The following is a 16,798-nucleotide window of genomic DNA, read 5'->3' on the forward strand; positions in this document are numbered from 1 at the left end:
CATCGGCTTGACGCTTCTCCCTCTGCGTTCGCTTCAGCAGCGGGCTCACGCGCAGATGAACCGCGTTCATGAAGAGGACTCCATTTCCATGGCTTTGATACGCACTTTGGCGCGGTTTCCTCCGAAAAACTGGCGAATGAAAGGATGGTCGTTCTTCAAAATCTCTTTCAGCGACCCTTCTGCGACGATGTGCCTGTCTCCCAAAACGGCCATGCGGTCGACGACATTGAAAATCGTATCGATGTCGTGGGTGACCATGACGATCGTGAGTCCCAGCAGGTGTCGCAGTTCGGTGATGAGGTTGTCGAACGCTTCGGCACTGACCGGATCGAGACCCGATGTGGGTTCGTCGAGAAAGAGGAGTTTCGGGTCCATGACGAGAGCACGTGCAAGCCCTGCCCGTTTGATCATGCCACCGCTCAATTCTGCCGGGTAGAGATTCCCGACACTCGGTGCAAGACCGACCATTTCGAGTTTGGTATGGACGATCTGCCGGATCATCGTTTCGGAAATGGTGGTGTATTCTCTGAGCCATACTGCGATGTTGTCGGCGACGGTCAGCGATGTGAAAAGGGCACCGAATTGAAAAAGCACACCCCATTTCGTTCTAAGGATGTGCGCATCTTCACGCGAAATGTTGTCGAGATCATAGCCCAGTACGTTCACCTTTCCGGCAGCGGGTTTTAGGAGCATGATCATCTCCCGCATCAGCGTCGTTTTGCCCGAACCGCTCCCTCCGAGCAGACCGAAGATCTCCCCTTCATAAACGGTGAGATCGACATTTTCGTGTACCACTTTCTCACCGAAACGGGTTTCGATACCGCGCATCGAAATGACCACCTTGTCACTCATATGCCGAGCTCCGTGAAGATAACCGAAAAGAGTGCATCGATAGCAACAACGAGAAAGATCGCATTGACGACGCTCATCGTCGTGTACCTACCGATACTCTCGGTATTGCCTGAGACCTGAAACCCGCGGAAGCAGCCGATGGCGGCGATGATGAATGCGAAAAAGGGACCTTTGAAAATTCCGACAAGATAGTGTTTGACTTCAACGGCGTTCTGAAGGCGGTCGAGAAATTGTGTCGTGTTGATCCCGAGTTGAGCCTTCGCGATGATCATCCCCGCGTAGATTCCGATCATGTCGGCGAAAAATATAAGCAGGGGAAGTGCGACGATCATGGCGAATATGCGGGGCAGGACAACGAAACGGTAAATTTCGAATCCCATCGTTTTCATCGCGTCGATCTCTTCGGTAATTTTCATCACACCAATCTGTGCTGTATAGGAGGAGCCGCTGCGACCTGCGACGATGATGGCGGTAATGAGCGGCGCCAATTCTCTGGGTATCGATATGCCGATCATGTCGACGATGAAGATGTTGGCACCATATTTTTCAAGCTGGACGGCACTCTGGTAGGCGATGACGATGCCCACGAGAAAGGAGCTGAGCGCAACGATAGGTATGGCGGTCGTACCCGCTTTGAAAATGTTTGAAGATGTCTCTTTGAATCGGATGTTCGAGGGATGTATCACACTATAGAAAAATGCGATGGTTGCCGCTCCCAGAAAATTGAGGAAGAGAATGAAATCCTCCAGCATAGAGAACGTCTTCTCCCCAATACTATATAAAAAATTTGTGAGCAGAGCGAAAGATGGCTCTTTGGCGGCTGGCACCGGACGGTTGTAGCGTTTGACGAGCCGGAACATATGGCAAAATTCCGGTGTAGAGCGGATGACATGAACGCGGGAGGTTTTCTTGAGTCGTTCCCGAATCGAAATGAAGAAGACCATGGCACCCGTATCGATCTCTTCGATTCCGGAAGTATCGAAGAGAATGCTCTTTTTCTCTTTCAGTTTCGGAACGATGCGCTGGAATTCGGCTTCGATATGATCGAGTCGTTCAACCCGCCATTTTCCTTTTATTTTGAGCGTTGCATGTTCCCGATCGACATCGATATGCACAAATGTTCCGCTGTCCATGGTTCGATTTTATCCAAGCTCCCTTTAAATGGGTATTAGCTCTCTGTCCGGCCATGTCGGGTGGAGATGCATCCGATAAACCTGATTTTAATCAACGAATGGATAAAATAGATCAAACTATTTCGGAGCGGTTATTGAGAATCGATAAATATTTGAGCAGCGTCAATCTTGTCAAACGTCGAACCATTGCCCAGGATATGGTCAAAAGCGGCGTCGTGTTCATCAACGATGTTCAGGCAAAACCGAGCAAAGATGTAAAAATAGGTGATACAATCGAGATACGTTATCTCAAGGGTGCGAAACGGTACAAAGTGCTCAAGATTCCAACGACCAAAACGATTCCAAAAAGCGCGAAAGAAGAGTATGTGCAGGAGTTGGCATGACATACAGTGAAGCGAAAACGGCATTCGAACGTCTTTTTCTCGGATTGATGGATGAAGAGGAGGCCCGGAAATTTTTGATCGAGATGGCTGAGCGCGGAGAGACGACCGACGAGATCGCGGCGGCGGCCGAAGTGATGCGGGCGCATTCGGTCAAGCTCCCGGTGCCCGAGGAGCTGCGGGTCAAACTGATCGACAACTGCGGAACGGGAGGCGACAAGAGCGGCAGTTTCAATATTTCGTCGACTGTTTCACTGCTTCTTGCCGGGGCGGGATGTTATGTGGCCAAACATGGCAACCGTTCGATCACGAGCAGGTCGGGCAGTGCCGACATGCTCGAAGCCCTCGGAATCAAGCTCGATCTTCCACCGGAAAAACAGGTGAGGATGCTTGAAGAGTGCGGGTTTACCTTTATTTTCGCCATCTACCACCATCCGGCGATGAAGTTCGTCATGCCGATTCGAAAGTCGATTGCCCACCGCACTATTTTCAATATTCTCGGGCCTCTCAGCAATCCCGCCGGCGTCGAAAAGCAGTTTGTCGGGGTATTCGATCCTTCGTTCGTACCGAAAATCGCCAAAGCGCTCAAACGGCTCGGTTCCAGACGGGCGATGGTCGTCAGCAGCCGTGACGGCCTGGACGAAATCTCTCTGGGTGCACCGACGGATGCCGCGTTTCTGGAAGAGGGGCACCTGGAACTGGAAGTGATCGATCCTGTCAGTTACGGCATCGACCATGCACCGCTGGAAGCCATCGCAGGAGGCGATGCCGATGAGAATGCGAAGATCACGCGAGATATTCTTGCAGGATCGTTGCATGGACCCAAACGGGACATCGTGTTGATCAACGCGGCCGGTGCGCTCGTCGTCGACGGAAAGGCGCACGATTTGGAAGAGGGGCTCGAAATCGCCCGCGAAACCATCGATTCCGGAAGAGCCAAATCCGTACTTGAAAAAATTATTCGGGTATCCAACACGTTATGACCGAAGTAATCGACGCATCACTCGATGAGCTCGACAAGGTAGCGGACAGGATCCGGCAGATGCTTCCGGAGAGTGCAGTCATCTTTCTGCGGGGGGATCTCGCGGCAGGCAAAACGACGCTCGTCAAAGCGCTGGCGAAGGCGAAAGGGTGCGAAAGAGATGTGACCTCTCCTACTTTTTCGATTCAGCAGATCTATGAGAATGGTCTCTACCACTACGATCTCTATCAGTGCCCGAATGAGAAATTTTTGTCGATGGGACTGCTGGAGAGTCTCGAAGAGCCGGGATGGCATTTGATCGAGTGGGGAGATGAAGCACTGGAAGATTTTTTGAAAGCGCATGGTTTTACAACCGCCGTGATCGAGATAACACCCATAGAAAACGGCCGCCGTTACAGGATTACAACAGATGCATAGTTTAAAAGCGGAAAATCTTACGAAAATCATCAAGAAACATACGATTGTCAAAGGTGTCACACTCGATTTGAAGACAAAAGAGGTCGTTGGCCTGCTCGGACCGAATGGCGCCGGCAAAACCACGACGTTCTATATGATTTGCGGGCTGATACCGGTGAGCGAAGGACATGTCTATATCGATGACGACGATGTGACGAAAAAACCGCTCCATACCCGCGCACAGCTCGGTGTCGGCTACCTCCCGCAGGAATCGAGTATTTTCAAAGAGCTGACCGTCGAGGAGAATCTTCTGATCGCGGCGGAAGCGGCGAAACTGGATAAAACGAGTGCCGAAAAACGCATTGAGAACCTTCTCGAGCTTTTCAACATCGAACCGATCCGGAACCGGAAGGGAATCCGACTCAGCGGTGGTGAAAGACGTCGTACCGAGATTGCCAGGGCACTGGTGACCAAACCGAAATTTCTCCTCCTCGATGAACCGTTTGCCGGTGTCGATCCGATTGCGGTTATCGATATACAGAATGTCATACGCCAGTTGCTGGAACTCGATATCGGAGTGCTCATTACCGATCACAATGTCCGGGAAACGCTCGGTATCTGTCATCGTGCCTATGTCATGCACGAAGGCACCCTGATGGCGGAAGGGTCATCCGAAGAGATCGCGAGTCATCCGGATGTCATCAAACACTATCTGGGAGAGCATTTTACACTATGAGATTGCGCCAGACGCAGAGTACGGGTCTAAAAACCAAACTTTCAAGTACTCTGCGCAGTTGGCTGCCGATACTCCAGTCCGGTCTCGACGAGTTGGAAGAACAGCTCAGAGAGTATGAAAAAGAGAACCCCTATATGGAGGTGCGTTCCGGATTTGAAGAGCAGTTCTCCACGACATTCACCAAAAAGGTCCTGTATAAAAGTGACCGTTCGAGCAGTGCCGAAGCGATCGAGGCACTGACGATTCACAACCAGTCGCTCTATGAACTTCTTCATGAGCAGATCAATGCGCCCCTTTTCCCGACTCCGCAGAGCGAAACGATCGCGTATGCCATTATCGAAGAGATATCCCATGAGGGATATTTTGAAGGCAGCCTGGAGAGACTCGGCGAACGTTTCGGTGTCTCTGCCGAACAGATCGAGAAAGTCCGTCAGCGTTTTGCCTATCTGAATCCTCCGGGGGTTGGTGCAGTCGATGCAGCCGAAGCGATGCTTTTCCAGTTACGCCAGAGCGACGTGGAAGAGCCGCTTTACTCTCTCGTCGCCGAGATGCTCGAAAACTTCGAAGATTTGAGACGATTCAAGAAAAATCCCCGTTATGCCGATGCGATCGGGGTGATCCGCCGCTTCAAAAATCCTCCGGCAATCGACACACTCGAAGAGTCTCCGCCGGCCATTCCCGATCTGGTTATTTTTCAGACGCAAAACAGTATCGAAGTCAAAATCAACGACAATTTTTATCCCGATATCATGATCGGGGAGGCCGATCTGGACCATCGGTTTGTTCGGAAAAAAATCAAGGAGGCACGGGATCTGATTGATGCGCTGCAGATGCGGAAGGCGACCCTCTACAAAATCGGGCTGATGATTGTCGAGTTTCAGTATGAATTTTTTCAGGGTGGTGATATCCGGCCGATGAAACTGAAAGATATTGCCGAAGAGTTCGAGCACAATCCTTCGACGATTTCGCGTGCCATTGCCAACAAATACCTGATGTGTGATCGTGGAATATTTCCGATGAAAGCGTTTTTTACGTCGGGCCTGGATGAAGATGTCAGCAATGCGTCCATCAAAAAATTCATCGCGGATGTCATCGCGCAGGAGGACCGGAACAAACCGCTCAGCGACCAGAAACTGCTCGAAATGATCGAAGAAAAATTCGGTGTCAAGATGGTACGGCGTACCGTTACCAAATATCGCAAGCAGATGCAGATCGGCGGATCGAGTGAACGCAAACGATTTTACCAGCTTGCGTGAGCGGCTGGAAGCGGAGGCGGCGAAGCGTAACGATCGCAGCGAACTTTCTATGGAGCGGCCCGATCCGCTTCTGGTCGCTGCGAAACAGGACGACGACCGTGCGATACTTCTCTGTGCACTCTTCGGTTACGGCAATGCGCACAAAATAGTACAGTTTCTCGATTCGCTGGACTTTTCTCTGCTCGATGCGGATGAAATGACCATCCGGACCCGTATGGAGGCTTATTACCGTTTTCAGTCGACCGACGATATCGTACAGATCTTTCTGACGCTTCGGCGCCTCGGGCGCGGTACGATGCAGGAGGTGTTCATGGAAGGATATACAAAAGAGTCTTCCGTCATCGAGGGGGTTTTCGCGTTGATCGATCTGTTCGAACACACCAATCCTTATGAGAGCAGGGGGTACCGTTTTCTCATCGGCCGTGTACCGAAAGATGGCAAACCCGTTTCCCCGTACAAAAGATGGATGATGTTTTTGCGGTGGATGGTCCGTGACGATGCGCTCGATCTTGGACGCTGGAGAGGTGTCAATCCGGCCGATCTGATTATTCCGCTCGATACGCATACCTTCCATGTAAGCCGGAAGATAGGGTGTCTGAAACGTAAAACGTACGACTGGAAAGCAGCAGTAGAGCTGACGGAATGCTTGAAAACAATCTGTCCGCACGACCCTGTCAAATACGATTTCGCGCTCTACCGGATGGGGCAGGAAAAGAGAGTTACATAAGCCCATCATTAAACCCTGATTAATGGATGTTATGTTAAAATCGCACAAATTTATGACAAAGGAAGCCGAATGGAAGGTGTATTTACCTTTTTTGGAGCAATCAACCACTCTCACGGGTTCATCTTTACCGCCCACGTTCTGTTGACGGCACTGCTGGCCCTCGTACTGGCGAAGATGGCAACCAAATCTCTGAAACTTGTCCCGACCGGCACACAAAACGTGATGGAGGCCTTTTTGCAGGGCACGATCGCGATGGGACGCGACGTCATCGGTGAAACCAATGCGAATAAATATCTTCCGCTGGTCGCAACGATCGGTATCATCGTGTTTATCGCAAACGTTATCGGTATCATTCCCGGGTTCGAATCGCCGACCAGCAACATCAACATGACCCTTCCGCTCGCATTAATCGTATTTGTCTATTACAACTTCGAAGGTATTCGAAAAAATGGTGTTGTGCACTATTTCGCCCACTTTATGGGACCGGTCAAACTGCTCGCACCGCTGATGTTTCCGATCGAAATCGTTTCGCACCTGTCGCGTATCATCTCGCTCTCTTTCCGACTCTTCGGTAACATCAAAGGCGACGACCTTTTCCTCTGGGTCCTTCTGATGCTCGCACCGTGGATCGTACCGCTGCCGGCCTTCCTGCTACTCGCATTTTCCGCACTGCTGCAGACATTCATTTTCATGATTCTGACCTATGTCTATCTTGCGGGAGCCGTCATGCTCGAAGAGGAAACTCTGTAATCAGGGAACCGTTTGAAACGAACAATCGCCGAAACCGTTGTCAGTTTTCTTCTGGGCGCTGCCTGGGCGATTGTTCTTCTGGGCGCCGTTTTTCTTTTCTGGTCCTTCCTTCCGTTCGGAGTCGTCATCGCATTCATGGCGGGTTTGGTCGGTTCGCTGTTCGGCCTGCTGTTTGTCGTCCTATTGGAAGTGGCTGCCCTGCAATTTGACAAATACCGTGAACTGAAACATCAGACATATCTGCTCAAAAAGATCAAGGCCTCACTGGAGAGGACCGATGATTCTTCGCTACGCCATTACTGATCCGCTCTATTACTCTTCGAACCCCTCCGTTTTAAAAGATTCTGTCGATCAGGTACTCTCTGCCAAATGCATCGATCTCATCTCTCTCCGGGACAAACGCAGCGACAATTATGAAGCGCTGGCGAAGGAGTTTCTGTCGCTCAAACCCCGCTTTCCCAACACGCAGTTTCTGCTTCATACCGATGTCAATCTGGCGGCCGAATTGCAGGCGGACGGCATCCACCTTCCTTCCGACAGAATGGATTGGATCGAAACCGCCAAAAGGCTAGGGCTCTGGACAGTCGTCAGCACCCACACATTCGAGGAGGCCAAACGGAGTGAAGCGCTCGGTGCCGATGCGATCACCTTCAGCCCGATATTTCCGACACCCGGAAAGGGCCCACCGCAAGGTTTAGAGAAGTTAAAAGAAATTAAAGATAAAATATCTATCAAAATCTTCGCACTTGGCGGCATCGTGACGGAGAAGCAGATAGCGGCCGTCGAAGAGGCGGGAACCGACGGTTTCGCGTCGATTCGCTATTTTTGTAATTATTCGCAAGGAAACATAGATAATGAGTGCATTTGAAGTCGTTATCGGACTGGAGATCCATGTCCAGCTCAATACAAAAACGAAAATTTTCTGCAACTGTGCCACCAGTTTCGCCGATCGGCAGAATGTCCACACATGCCCCGTCTGTCTGGGGCTTCCCGGTGCACTGCCTGTTCTGAACAAAGAGGCGGTCAAAAAAGCGATGATGTTCGGCAACGCGATCGAGGCGACCGTGCATCGCAAGTCGATATTCAATCGGAAAAACTACTTCTACCCGGATCTGCCGAAAGGGTATCAGATCAGCCAGTTCGAGATTCCGATCGTGGAGAATGGCCATTTGATGATCGATTTCGATGATGGGAGCCAGAAGCGTATCGGCATTACCCGGGCGCATCTGGAGGAGGATGCGGGGAAGAACATCCACGAGGGGGACCACTCGCTGGTCGACCTGAACCGTGCCGGTACGCCGCTTCTCGAAATCGTCAGTGAACCCGACATGCGCAGTGCTGACGAAGCGGTGCGCTATCTCAAAAAACTGCATGCGATCGTGCGCTATCTGGGTATCAGTGACGCGAACATGCAGGAGGGGTCCTTCCGATGCGACGTCAACGTTTCGATCCGTCCGAAAGGGGACGAAAAACTCTATACACGGGTCGAGATCAAGAACATGAACAGTTTCCGGTTTATCCATCAGGCGATCGGATACGAAGTGGAGCGTCAGATCGAGGCGTGGGAAGATGGCGTCTACGACGACGAGGTGTGGCAGGAGACGCGACTCTTCGATCCGAACAAGGGTGAAACCCGTTCGATGCGGGGCAAGGAAGAGAGTGCCGACTACCGCTACTTTCCGGAGCCCGACCTTCTCCCGGTCATTCTTGACGACGCGATGATCGAAGAGGCGAAACGGATCCCCGAGATGCCGGACGAAAAACGGGCACGATATATCAAAGAGTTCGGCATTCGCGAGTACGATGCCGTCGTCATCACGTCGGAAGTCGAAATGGCCCGCTACTTCGAGACAATGATCGAAGAGGGTGCCAGTCCGAAAGAGGCGGTCAAGTGGTTGACGATCGAACTGCAGGGAAGATTGAAAGGGGGCGTAACGGTTGAAACCTCGCCTGTTACGGCCAAACAGCTGGCGCGTGTCGTCAAGCGGATCGAAGATGGCACGATCAGCGGCAAAGCCGGAAAAGATGTTCTCGACTATCTTTTCGAGCATGAAGATTCGGATGTGGATGAAGCGATCGAAAAACTCGGACTGAAGCAGGTGAGTGACGACAGTGCCATCTATGCCATGATCGACGAGGTGCTCGCGGCCAATCAGGAGAAAGTCGACGAGTATCGTGGTGGAAAAGAGAAGCTCTTCGGCTTCTTTGTCGGCCAGGTTATGAAAGCCTCCAAAGGTTCGGCAAATCCCGCCAAGGTCAACCAACTGCTGAAAGAGCGTTTGAACCGTTGAAACAGCTAATTGTAAGATATCTCGTCTCTTTTTCCTATTTCCTGGAGAGCGCACCGTACTACAAACGTACGAAGCGCTTTTTCAACAATCTGCTCAACAACGACGATTACAAATACAAAAAATATTTCGACATCTTTATGGTGTTCGTCATTCTTTCGAGCGTCATCATTCTGGTTGTCGACGTTCGCGAGCATGTGGCCTACTGGCTTGAGTGGTACGATTTCTATGTCGTCACGATCATTTTCATTGTCGAGTATCTGTTGCGGCTCTGGGTTCACAGCGATATGCACAAAGTGATTATCGCCCAGTACGAAGAGTCGGAATTTTTCGAAAAACCCTTCTCTTTCAGGAAAGTGATCTCCGAGATAGCCTCCCAGAAGTGGGAGTACATGACGTCGATTCCCGCCATCATCGACCTGATCGCGATTCTGCCGAGTTATCGGGAAATCAGGGTATTGCGTGTCTTTGTACTTTTCCGTGCCTTCAAGATGCTGCGCTACTCGAAAAGCCTCCTGCAGTTTTTCGAGATTCTGCGCAACAAAAAGATCGAACTCTATGCCCTTTTCCTGCTGCTCTCCTTCTTCACGCTGATCGCCTCGATGATGATCTACGTCTTCGAAGGAGCCGGACAGAACCAGAACATCCAGTCGCTTTTCGACGCGATCTACTGGGCGGTCGTGACGGTGACGACCGTCGGGTACGGTGATATCACGCCGGTCACGACCGAAGGGCGCTTCATTTCGATACTTGTGATCATCACGGGACTCGGCGCCATCACGTTCCTGACATCGATCATCGTCTCGGCGTTCGGGGAGAAACTTCCCGAGATCAAGCAGACCCGCGTTCTGAACCAGGTCGCCAAGACGAAAGATCTGAATCTCGTGTGCGGATACGGAAAGATCGGCCAGATTGTCTCGAACAAGCTGCGCAAACAGGGCGAACGGGTTCTCGTGATCGAAAATGACGCATCGAAGGTCCAGAAAGCGGAACTCGACGGGCATCGTGTATTGCATGCGGATGCGACGAAAAGCGATACGCTGCTGAAACTGAAATTCTGTGAGAGTGTCAAATCGGTCATCGCCGTGACCCACAACGACATTATCAACGTATTCATCACGATCAACGCCCGAAGCCTCTGCAGCACCGTCGAGATCATCGCGCGATGCAGCGAAAAGAGTGTCGCGACGAAGCTGAAACTGGCCGGTGCGAACCATCTGATCATGCCCGAAGAGATCGCCGGCATGCTGGGAGCGGTCTACATTGGACAACCGGTGGCGTTTGATGCGCTGCAGGCGATTCTGACGAGGAAAAAATCGGCTCGTATCGACGAGGTGGAGGTGAAACGGGGATCGTTCCTGGACGGAGCGAAAGTCGGGGATTTCGATTTTGGGGCATCGAGACTGGTTCTTCTGGCGGTACTGAAACCGCTGAGCCCCAACGAAAAGATGAGCCATTACGTCATCTTCAATCCACCGGAAGATACGGAACTGCATGCCCATGATATTCTGGTCGTCATGGGCTACAATGTCAGTATCGCCGATTTCAAGGGAAGGATGGAACAGAGTGTTCGATACAAAAAAAGAGCGTCGTGAGATCATCCTTTTCGGATATGGAAAACTGGGCCATCGTGTCTATGAGATGTTGTCACCCTATTTTTCGAAGATCACGGTTGTCGAGCAGGCCGACGAATTGATTCAGGATGCGAAAGATCACGGTATCGTCAAATCGTTCACGGCCGATTTCAAACAAGACCAGGAGCTGATCGACCTGGGACTCGAGGGAAAGATACTCTTTTGTGCGATGGACGAGATGGCAATGAATATCTTCCTTGTGCTTTCGCTCAAAAGTATGACGAAAAATGCCACGATCATCTCGATTTCGACATCTGCGGAGAATACGAGAAAACTCAAGTTCATCGGGGCCGACAAAGTGATCGATATCTACGAAGCGAGTGCCAATCGCATCGTCGACATTATCACGCGGCCGGCTGTCACCCGCGTACTCGACGAGGTCATTTTCGTCGACAATGGCATCAGCCTCGAAGAGATCGAAATTCCTTTCCACTCCTTTCTCGAAGGCAAATATGTGCACGATATCGATTTCAAAGCGTTTGATCTGATTCTGGTCGGTATTACGGACAGAGAGATGGGTGACGATTTCATCTTCGTATCCCGTGGAATCGATCACAAATTCGATGCAGGGGATATTCTGGTTCTTCTGGGTGAAAGTCATGCACTCGAAAACTTTTACAAAAAACTGACGGGGCCATCATGATCTCCGGAATGTATCGAAAGGGAAAAACCAGAATGGCGGTATTGATATGAAAAAAATAGCGGTAGTCGGAGCGGGCAAATGGGGGCAGGCGCTCGCGCATGCGTTGAGACAGCAGTGCGATGTCGTCATTACGTCGCGGCGGCCACGCGACATTCCGAATTTCGTCTCACTCGATGATGCGTTGAAACGTGATTTCATCGTTATCGCCATTTCGGCCCAGGCGATACGGAGCTGGCTGGACGAACACAGCGATTTTGGTGAGTCGCAGTCTCTGCTTGTCGCTTCCAAGGGGATCGATGCCAAAACGGGTGCGTTCATGAACGAAATTTTCGAAGAGTATCTCTCTCCGTCGCAGCTCTGTTATCTGACCGGCCCGTCGTTTGCCAAAGAGGTGATGCAGTCGCTTCCGACCGCTCTTGTAATCAACAGTCATAACCGGATTCTGGCTGAAGAGTGGAGCGGTTTTTTCCCCGATTTCATCAAGACCTATACCAGTACGGATATTGTTGGAGCTGAAGTGGGAGGTGCCTATAAAAACGTCATTGCAATCGCGGCCGGTATCTGTGAAGGGTTGCAGCTTGGTGAAAACGCGAAGGCGGCGATCGTGTCGAGAGGACTTGTCGAAATGGCGCGTTTCGGTACCTATTACGGTGCCAAGGAGGAGACGTTTCTTTCATTGAGCGGTGCCGGTGATCTCTTTTTGACCGCCAACAGCCGGTTGTCGCGGAATTATCGTGTTGGCCTCGGTTTGGCGGAAGGGAAAACCCTCGATGCAATCCTCGAAGAACTGGGTGAAGTGGCCGAAGGTGTCGGGACTGCAAGAGCGTTGCACAAGATATCCGTCAACAATGACATCTATCTGCCGATAGCAAATGAAGTCTATGAAATTTTGCAGGGAAAGAGCATCAAAGAGAGTCTGAAAGATCTACTATCACACAGAAGGAGCTGATATGGAAGCCTATTTGAAAGAGGCCAGGGATGCCGCATCGGTTCTGGCAACGCTGAGTGGCGAAGTGAAAAATCGGGTACTGAACAGGATTGCCGATGCGCTGGTGGCGAACGATGCGCTGATTATCGAACATAACAAATTCGACATGGAGGAGGGAGAACGCAACAACCTCTCTTCGGCGTTGATGGATCGTCTCTATCTGGATGAAGAGCGGATCGCCGGGATGGCACAGGCGGTTCGGGATATCGCCGCGCTGAAAGAGCCGGTCGGTCGTGTGCTGGACGGCTGGATGACCGACAACGGTCTGCGTATCGAAAAGGTTTCGATTCCAATCGGGGTTGTCGGTATCATTTACGAATCGCGCCCCAACGTTACGAGCGATGCGGCGGCACTCTGTTTCAAAAGCGGTAATGTCGCGATTCTCAAAGGGGGCAAAGAGGCGCAGCAGAGCAATGAGGCGATTGCGAAGATCATTCAGAAGACGCTCGAAGAGGAGGGGCTCCCCGGATCGCTTATCAGTCTGCTTCCCGACGCGAGCCGCGAAGGGGTCGCGAAACTGATCAAAATGGACAGATATGTCGATCTGATCATTCCGCGCGGCGGCGAGGCCCTGATCCGTTTCGTCAACGAGAATGCGACGGTTCCCGTCGTCAAGCATGACAAAGGACTTTGCCATACCTACATTCATAGCGATGCGGATATCGAGGAAGCGATCCGTATCTCGATCAATGCCAAATGCCAGCGTCCCGGTGTCTGCAACGCGATGGAGACGCTGATCGTCGACGAAGCGATCGCGGCGGCGATCCTTCCGAAACTCAAAACAGCGTTCGATGCCGAAGCGACAAAACTGCTGGGCGATGCAGAAACGCGAGCCATCATCGACGTGGATGCGGCGACGGAAGAGGATTTCGACACCGAGTATCTTGCCAATACACTCTCTGTCAGGGTAGTCAAAGATCTCGACGAAGCGATCGCCCATATTCGGCGGTTCGGATCCGGTCACAGCGAAGCGATCGTGACCAACAACCATCGGGCAGCGGAGAAGTTCCTGAACGAAGTGGATGCGGCCTGTGTCTATGTCAATGCCTCGACCCGTTTTACCGACGGCGGCGCGTTCGGTTTTGGTGCGGAGGTCGGCATCAGTACGAACAAACTCCATGCACGCGGGCCGATGGGCATCAACGATCTGACAACCTACAAGTACAAAATCTACGGCGACGGCCAGATACGTGAATAAAAATGGGTACTGAATTGGGTAGTGGGCGGTGAGGGTATTGTGAAACCTGCGTCAAACACCCAACATCCAACACTCAACACCCGGCACACAAAAGAGGTCGTACTCGATATCCGCGATCTTACATTCGGCTATTCGGGAGAGAAACTCCTTTACGAGGGTTTTTCACTGACTCTGAAAGCGGGGGAGATCGTGACGATTCTGGGTCCGAGCGGGAGTGGAAAGAGCACACTGTTCGAACTGATCGCGGGCAATCTCAAACCCTTCGCCGGCACGATCGAAAAAGCCACCTTTTCCCAGATTTTTCAGGATCCGTACAGCTCGTTCCATCCCACCTATACCGTCGAGAATCAGATTGCCGATGTCGCGGAGTTGGCGGGTGTCGAGAGACTCTGTGAACAGATGGGATTCGAATACAATCTGCTTCAAAAACTTCCGCACGAACTGTCGGGCGGGCAGCTGCAGCGCGCTTCCATCCTGCGTGCGCTCCTGATGAAGCCGAAACTGCTCCTTGCCGATGAACCCACCTCCGCCCTCGACAACCTTATCCAGCTTGATGTCATGAAACTCCTTCTGAAAACACTCGACAGAGTCGGTATTTTGATGATTACCCACGACAGAGACCTGGCGCGATGGTGCAGTGACCGTATTGTAACACTTGCATAATTAACGATTCTGCACAATTATAAGTATTTCCCGGTTTTGCGATATAATATTGCACGATTTATAACAGATATTATGCCGCAGGGGTCTACATGTTCTTTTCCGATATCTATCTACTGGCGGGCGAGGGAGTGTTGGTGGCTTCCCTTTTAGCCAATGGAGTCATGCTGCGTTCGCATAAAAAGCGAAACAAACTGAAAGATGAGCTTACACAGGCGAAACGGGAGATTTCCTACCTTCGTAAAATAGATCCGGTCACGGGTTTCTATCACAAACAGGGTTTTCTGCGTCTTGCCAATACGCGGGTACGGCAATGTGCCAGAAAGAGAGAGCCCATTTCTCTCTTGATCGTCGAAATTGCAGGACTCGACGGCATCAATATGCGATACTCTTTAAAAGGTGGCGATACGGTGCTGCGAATGACGGCGGAGATGATACGGGAAAATACGAAAAGAGGGGATGTGGTAGGGCGTTTTGACGGGTCTGCCATCTATGTATTGCTGGTCGGATGCGGGATTGCACATATTCGCAGAGTGAGACGACGCATAGAGCGGAGGTTGCGGGGTATGCGTTTTCACTTCAAAAAAGGCGGCCCGGCGATCGAACCCAATTTTGCCTTTGGTGCCTGCTCCATATTTGGCAGCCAGGGCAAGGCAAATATATTGATACGAAACGCGGAAGAGGCGATGCGACGATCCAAACAGGAGAGCCGTTTCGTCGTGCTTGACCGTTTCGGATCGGAGTGGGATAAAAAGTATGAAGAAGAAGAGGAGGAAGAAGAGAAAGAAACATCCGGATGATTTGCACGGCAATAGATCTGAATGGGAGGGAAGGGAAGAGCTGGATAGATAATTTTTTTGTATAATTGTATATGAAAAAAATATTTCTTTCTTTCCTCTTCCTATTGCCACTTCTCTATGCACGAGATATTCACTCTGTCGCCATTTTTACGGTCAATGGATTTGTCAATGATTTTGTCGCGGAGGAGAACAGACTTTTTATCGCGACCGATCGCGGTACCGTCGATATCTTCGATCTGACAACGATGTCTTTAATCTATCAGATTGTTCTGGAACCGGTTGAAAACGGACGGGGCGAGAGAGTACCGGTCCGGATTCTGAGTGTGGATGTCCATGGAGGGCAGATCCTCATCAACGGCATCGTTGAGAATGGTTTCCGCGCCGTCTGGCTTTTTGACAATCTGAGACTCATTCCCATTGTCGAAGCATCCGACAGATTGATCATCAAAGAGGCACGATTTTCGGAGAAAGGGCATATGGTGCTTGGAACCTTCGGTTCCGAACTCATTCGCTACAGCATCGAAGAACGGGCACCGCTGTATAACAAACAGCCCGCTGACATGGCCATCGGCGATATGGCAATGAGTGCCGACCGCAAACACGTGATGATGTCGGACGAGAGCGGAGCCGTACGCATTATCCATGCAGAGAGCGGCAGAGTGGTCCGTTTACTGCCTTCGAAACATCTGGACAATGTCTTTCACGTGGCGATGGGCGGCAAGGTGATCGTAACCGGAGGAAATGATAGGAAAGTCGGTGTCTTTCGGGAGAGAGGCAACTATGTCATCCGGACCGATTTCCCGGTCTATTGTGTCGGTGTCAGCCCGAAAGGCAGAACGGGCGTCTATCTCAAAGGCGATGCCCAGATTCTGCAACTCTTCGATGTCGAAACGGGCAGAGAGACGGACCGGCTCGTCGGGCACGAAGCCGTTGTCAATCAAATCCGTTTTCTCGATGAAAAACGGATACTCAGTTCGGAGAAGGGTCCTTCCGTCTATCTCTGGAATCTGTCTCGATAGGTGCTGTGAAAGGTGTTCCACCACCGTTTCCGATTTTCGGATTTGATACAATATGGCACATGCGTACTCTGCTTTATAAGCGAGAAAGTATGCTGATTTTGCAAATGCGACCGGCATATGATGTCAGTCAACAATCGATAGGAAGGGAAGATGGAAAAAGTGAGTGATGAAGAGTTGGAACGGACCATCGAAATCTTGAAAAAGGCTTATAAAAAAGAGAAAGAGAAACTTGAGTGGGCCGAAAACGATTTTGAAGAGTCATTGGTTGTCGAGGAGATGGAACGCTTCAAAAAGGAGATTAAACGGTTGAAAAGAGAGTTGGATGCACGGAGAGACAAAGAGATCTCCTCGTAGGT

Annotated in this window: 20 protein-coding genes; 18 read left to right on the top strand and 2 right to left on the bottom strand. The window is 51.1% G+C overall.

The genetic code is table 11. The features are described 5' to 3' along the window. Positions 1–66 precede the first annotated feature (66 nt). Positions 67–852: an ATP-binding cassette domain-containing protein gene (locus Q1K24_RS01665; protein ID WP_300364990.1), complete on the bottom strand. Its 786-nt coding sequence runs from the start codon at positions 850–852 to the stop codon at positions 67–69. Beyond that, on the bottom strand, positions 849–1,985 hold the full coding sequence (locus tag Q1K24_RS01670; protein ID WP_300364993.1) for an ABC transporter permease: 1,137 nt from the start codon (positions 1,983–1,985) through the stop codon (positions 849–851). Before Q1K24_RS01670 ends, Q1K24_RS01665 begins: the two co-directional genes overlap by 4 nt. Before the next feature lie 134 nt (positions 1,986–2,119). On the opposite strand from Q1K24_RS01670, the gene Q1K24_RS01675 reads away from it, so the two are divergent. The 18 genes from Q1K24_RS01675 (at position 2,120) to Q1K24_RS01760 (ending at position 16,796) form a co-directional block, all read left to right on the top strand. Beyond that, entirely contained in the window at positions 2,120–2,368 is a 249-nt protein-coding gene (locus Q1K24_RS01675) for an RNA-binding S4 domain-containing protein (RefSeq protein ID WP_300364996.1), read from the top strand. Next, the gene (trpD, locus tag Q1K24_RS01680) at positions 2,365–3,348 is read left to right on the top strand and encodes an anthranilate phosphoribosyltransferase (protein WP_300364998.1); all 984 of its coding nucleotides are present in this window, start codon (positions 2,365–2,367) and stop codon (positions 3,346–3,348) included. Before Q1K24_RS01675 ends, trpD begins: the two co-directional genes overlap by 4 nt. Beyond that, positions 3,345–3,764 carry a tRNA (adenosine(37)-N6)-threonylcarbamoyltransferase complex ATPase subunit type 1 TsaE gene (tsaE, locus tag Q1K24_RS01685; protein ID WP_300365001.1) on the top strand — a complete coding sequence of 140 codons (420 nt, stop codon included), beginning with the start codon at positions 3,345–3,347 and terminating at the stop codon, positions 3,762–3,764. The genes trpD and tsaE overlap by 4 nt, the downstream gene beginning before the upstream one ends. Continuing rightward, a complete protein-coding gene (gene lptB, locus Q1K24_RS01690; RefSeq protein WP_300365004.1) occupies positions 3,757–4,479 on the top strand; it encodes an LPS export ABC transporter ATP-binding protein in 723 nt (240 codons plus the stop codon). The genes tsaE and lptB overlap by 8 nt, the downstream gene beginning before the upstream one ends. After that, complete coding sequence (locus Q1K24_RS01695; RefSeq protein ID WP_300365007.1) at positions 4,476–5,735, top strand: RNA polymerase factor sigma-54; 1,260 nt, start codon at positions 4,476–4,478, stop codon at positions 5,733–5,735. The genes lptB and Q1K24_RS01695 overlap by 4 nt, the downstream gene beginning before the upstream one ends. After that, positions 5,728–6,462: a TIGR02757 family protein gene (locus Q1K24_RS01700; protein WP_300365010.1), complete on the top strand. Its 735-nt coding sequence runs from the start codon at positions 5,728–5,730 to the stop codon at positions 6,460–6,462. The genes Q1K24_RS01695 and Q1K24_RS01700 overlap by 8 nt, the downstream gene beginning before the upstream one ends. Before the next feature lie 69 nt (positions 6,463–6,531). Continuing rightward, a complete protein-coding gene (locus tag Q1K24_RS01705) occupies positions 6,532–7,212 on the top strand; it encodes a F0F1 ATP synthase subunit A (RefSeq protein ID WP_300365013.1) in 681 nt (226 codons plus the stop codon). 12 nt (positions 7,213–7,224) lie between these two features. Beyond that, positions 7,225–7,515 (top strand): hypothetical protein, encoded by a 291-nt coding sequence (locus Q1K24_RS01710; RefSeq protein WP_300365016.1) that lies wholly within the window; start codon positions 7,225–7,227, stop codon positions 7,513–7,515. Then, the gene (locus Q1K24_RS01715) at positions 7,490–8,080 is read left to right on the top strand and encodes a thiamine phosphate synthase (RefSeq protein ID WP_300365019.1); all 591 of its coding nucleotides are present in this window, start codon (positions 7,490–7,492) and stop codon (positions 8,078–8,080) included. The genes Q1K24_RS01710 and Q1K24_RS01715 overlap by 26 nt, the downstream gene beginning before the upstream one ends. Next, positions 8,067–9,503: an Asp-tRNA(Asn)/Glu-tRNA(Gln) amidotransferase subunit GatB gene (gene gatB / locus Q1K24_RS01720; RefSeq protein WP_300365022.1), complete on the top strand. Its 1,437-nt coding sequence runs from the start codon at positions 8,067–8,069 to the stop codon at positions 9,501–9,503. Before Q1K24_RS01715 ends, gatB begins: the two co-directional genes overlap by 14 nt. Next, positions 9,500–11,095, top strand: coding sequence for a potassium channel protein (locus Q1K24_RS01725; RefSeq protein ID WP_300365025.1), 1,596 nt, complete (start codon positions 9,500–9,502; stop codon positions 11,093–11,095). The genes gatB and Q1K24_RS01725 overlap by 4 nt, the downstream gene beginning before the upstream one ends. Continuing rightward, positions 11,067–11,777, top strand: coding sequence for an NAD-binding protein (locus Q1K24_RS01730; RefSeq protein WP_300365028.1), 711 nt, complete (start codon positions 11,067–11,069; stop codon positions 11,775–11,777). The genes Q1K24_RS01725 and Q1K24_RS01730 overlap by 29 nt, the downstream gene beginning before the upstream one ends. A gap of 46 nt (positions 11,778–11,823) precedes the next feature. Next, the gene (locus Q1K24_RS01735; protein WP_300365031.1) at positions 11,824–12,726 is read left to right on the top strand and encodes an NAD(P)H-dependent glycerol-3-phosphate dehydrogenase; all 903 of its coding nucleotides are present in this window, start codon (positions 11,824–11,826) and stop codon (positions 12,724–12,726) included. 1 nt (position 12,727) lies between these two features. Beyond that, positions 12,728–13,963 (top strand): glutamate-5-semialdehyde dehydrogenase, encoded by a 1,236-nt coding sequence (locus Q1K24_RS01740; protein WP_300365034.1) that lies wholly within the window; start codon positions 12,728–12,730, stop codon positions 13,961–13,963. Between the two features lie 39 nt (positions 13,964–14,002). Further along, on the top strand, positions 14,003–14,626 hold the full coding sequence (locus Q1K24_RS01745; protein ID WP_300365036.1) for an ATP-binding cassette domain-containing protein: 624 nt from the start codon (positions 14,003–14,005) through the stop codon (positions 14,624–14,626). 89 nt (positions 14,627–14,715) lie between these two features. Next, positions 14,716–15,423 carry a GGDEF domain-containing protein gene (locus Q1K24_RS01750; RefSeq protein ID WP_300365039.1) on the top strand — a complete coding sequence of 236 codons (708 nt, stop codon included), beginning with the start codon at positions 14,716–14,718 and terminating at the stop codon, positions 15,421–15,423. Positions 15,424–15,494: 71 nt separating this feature from the next. Further along, complete coding sequence (locus Q1K24_RS01755) at positions 15,495–16,442, top strand: WD40 repeat domain-containing protein (protein WP_300365041.1); 948 nt, start codon at positions 15,495–15,497, stop codon at positions 16,440–16,442. 150 nt (positions 16,443–16,592) lie between these two features. Beyond that, entirely contained in the window at positions 16,593–16,796 is a 204-nt protein-coding gene (locus Q1K24_RS01760; RefSeq protein ID WP_300365044.1) for a hypothetical protein, read from the top strand. Positions 16,797–16,798 lie beyond the last annotated feature (2 nt).

It is taken from the genome of Hydrogenimonas sp. (assembly GCF_029932565.1).
In the GTDB taxonomy this organism is placed as follows: Bacteria; Campylobacterota; Campylobacteria; order Campylobacterales; family Hydrogenimonadaceae; genus Hydrogenimonas.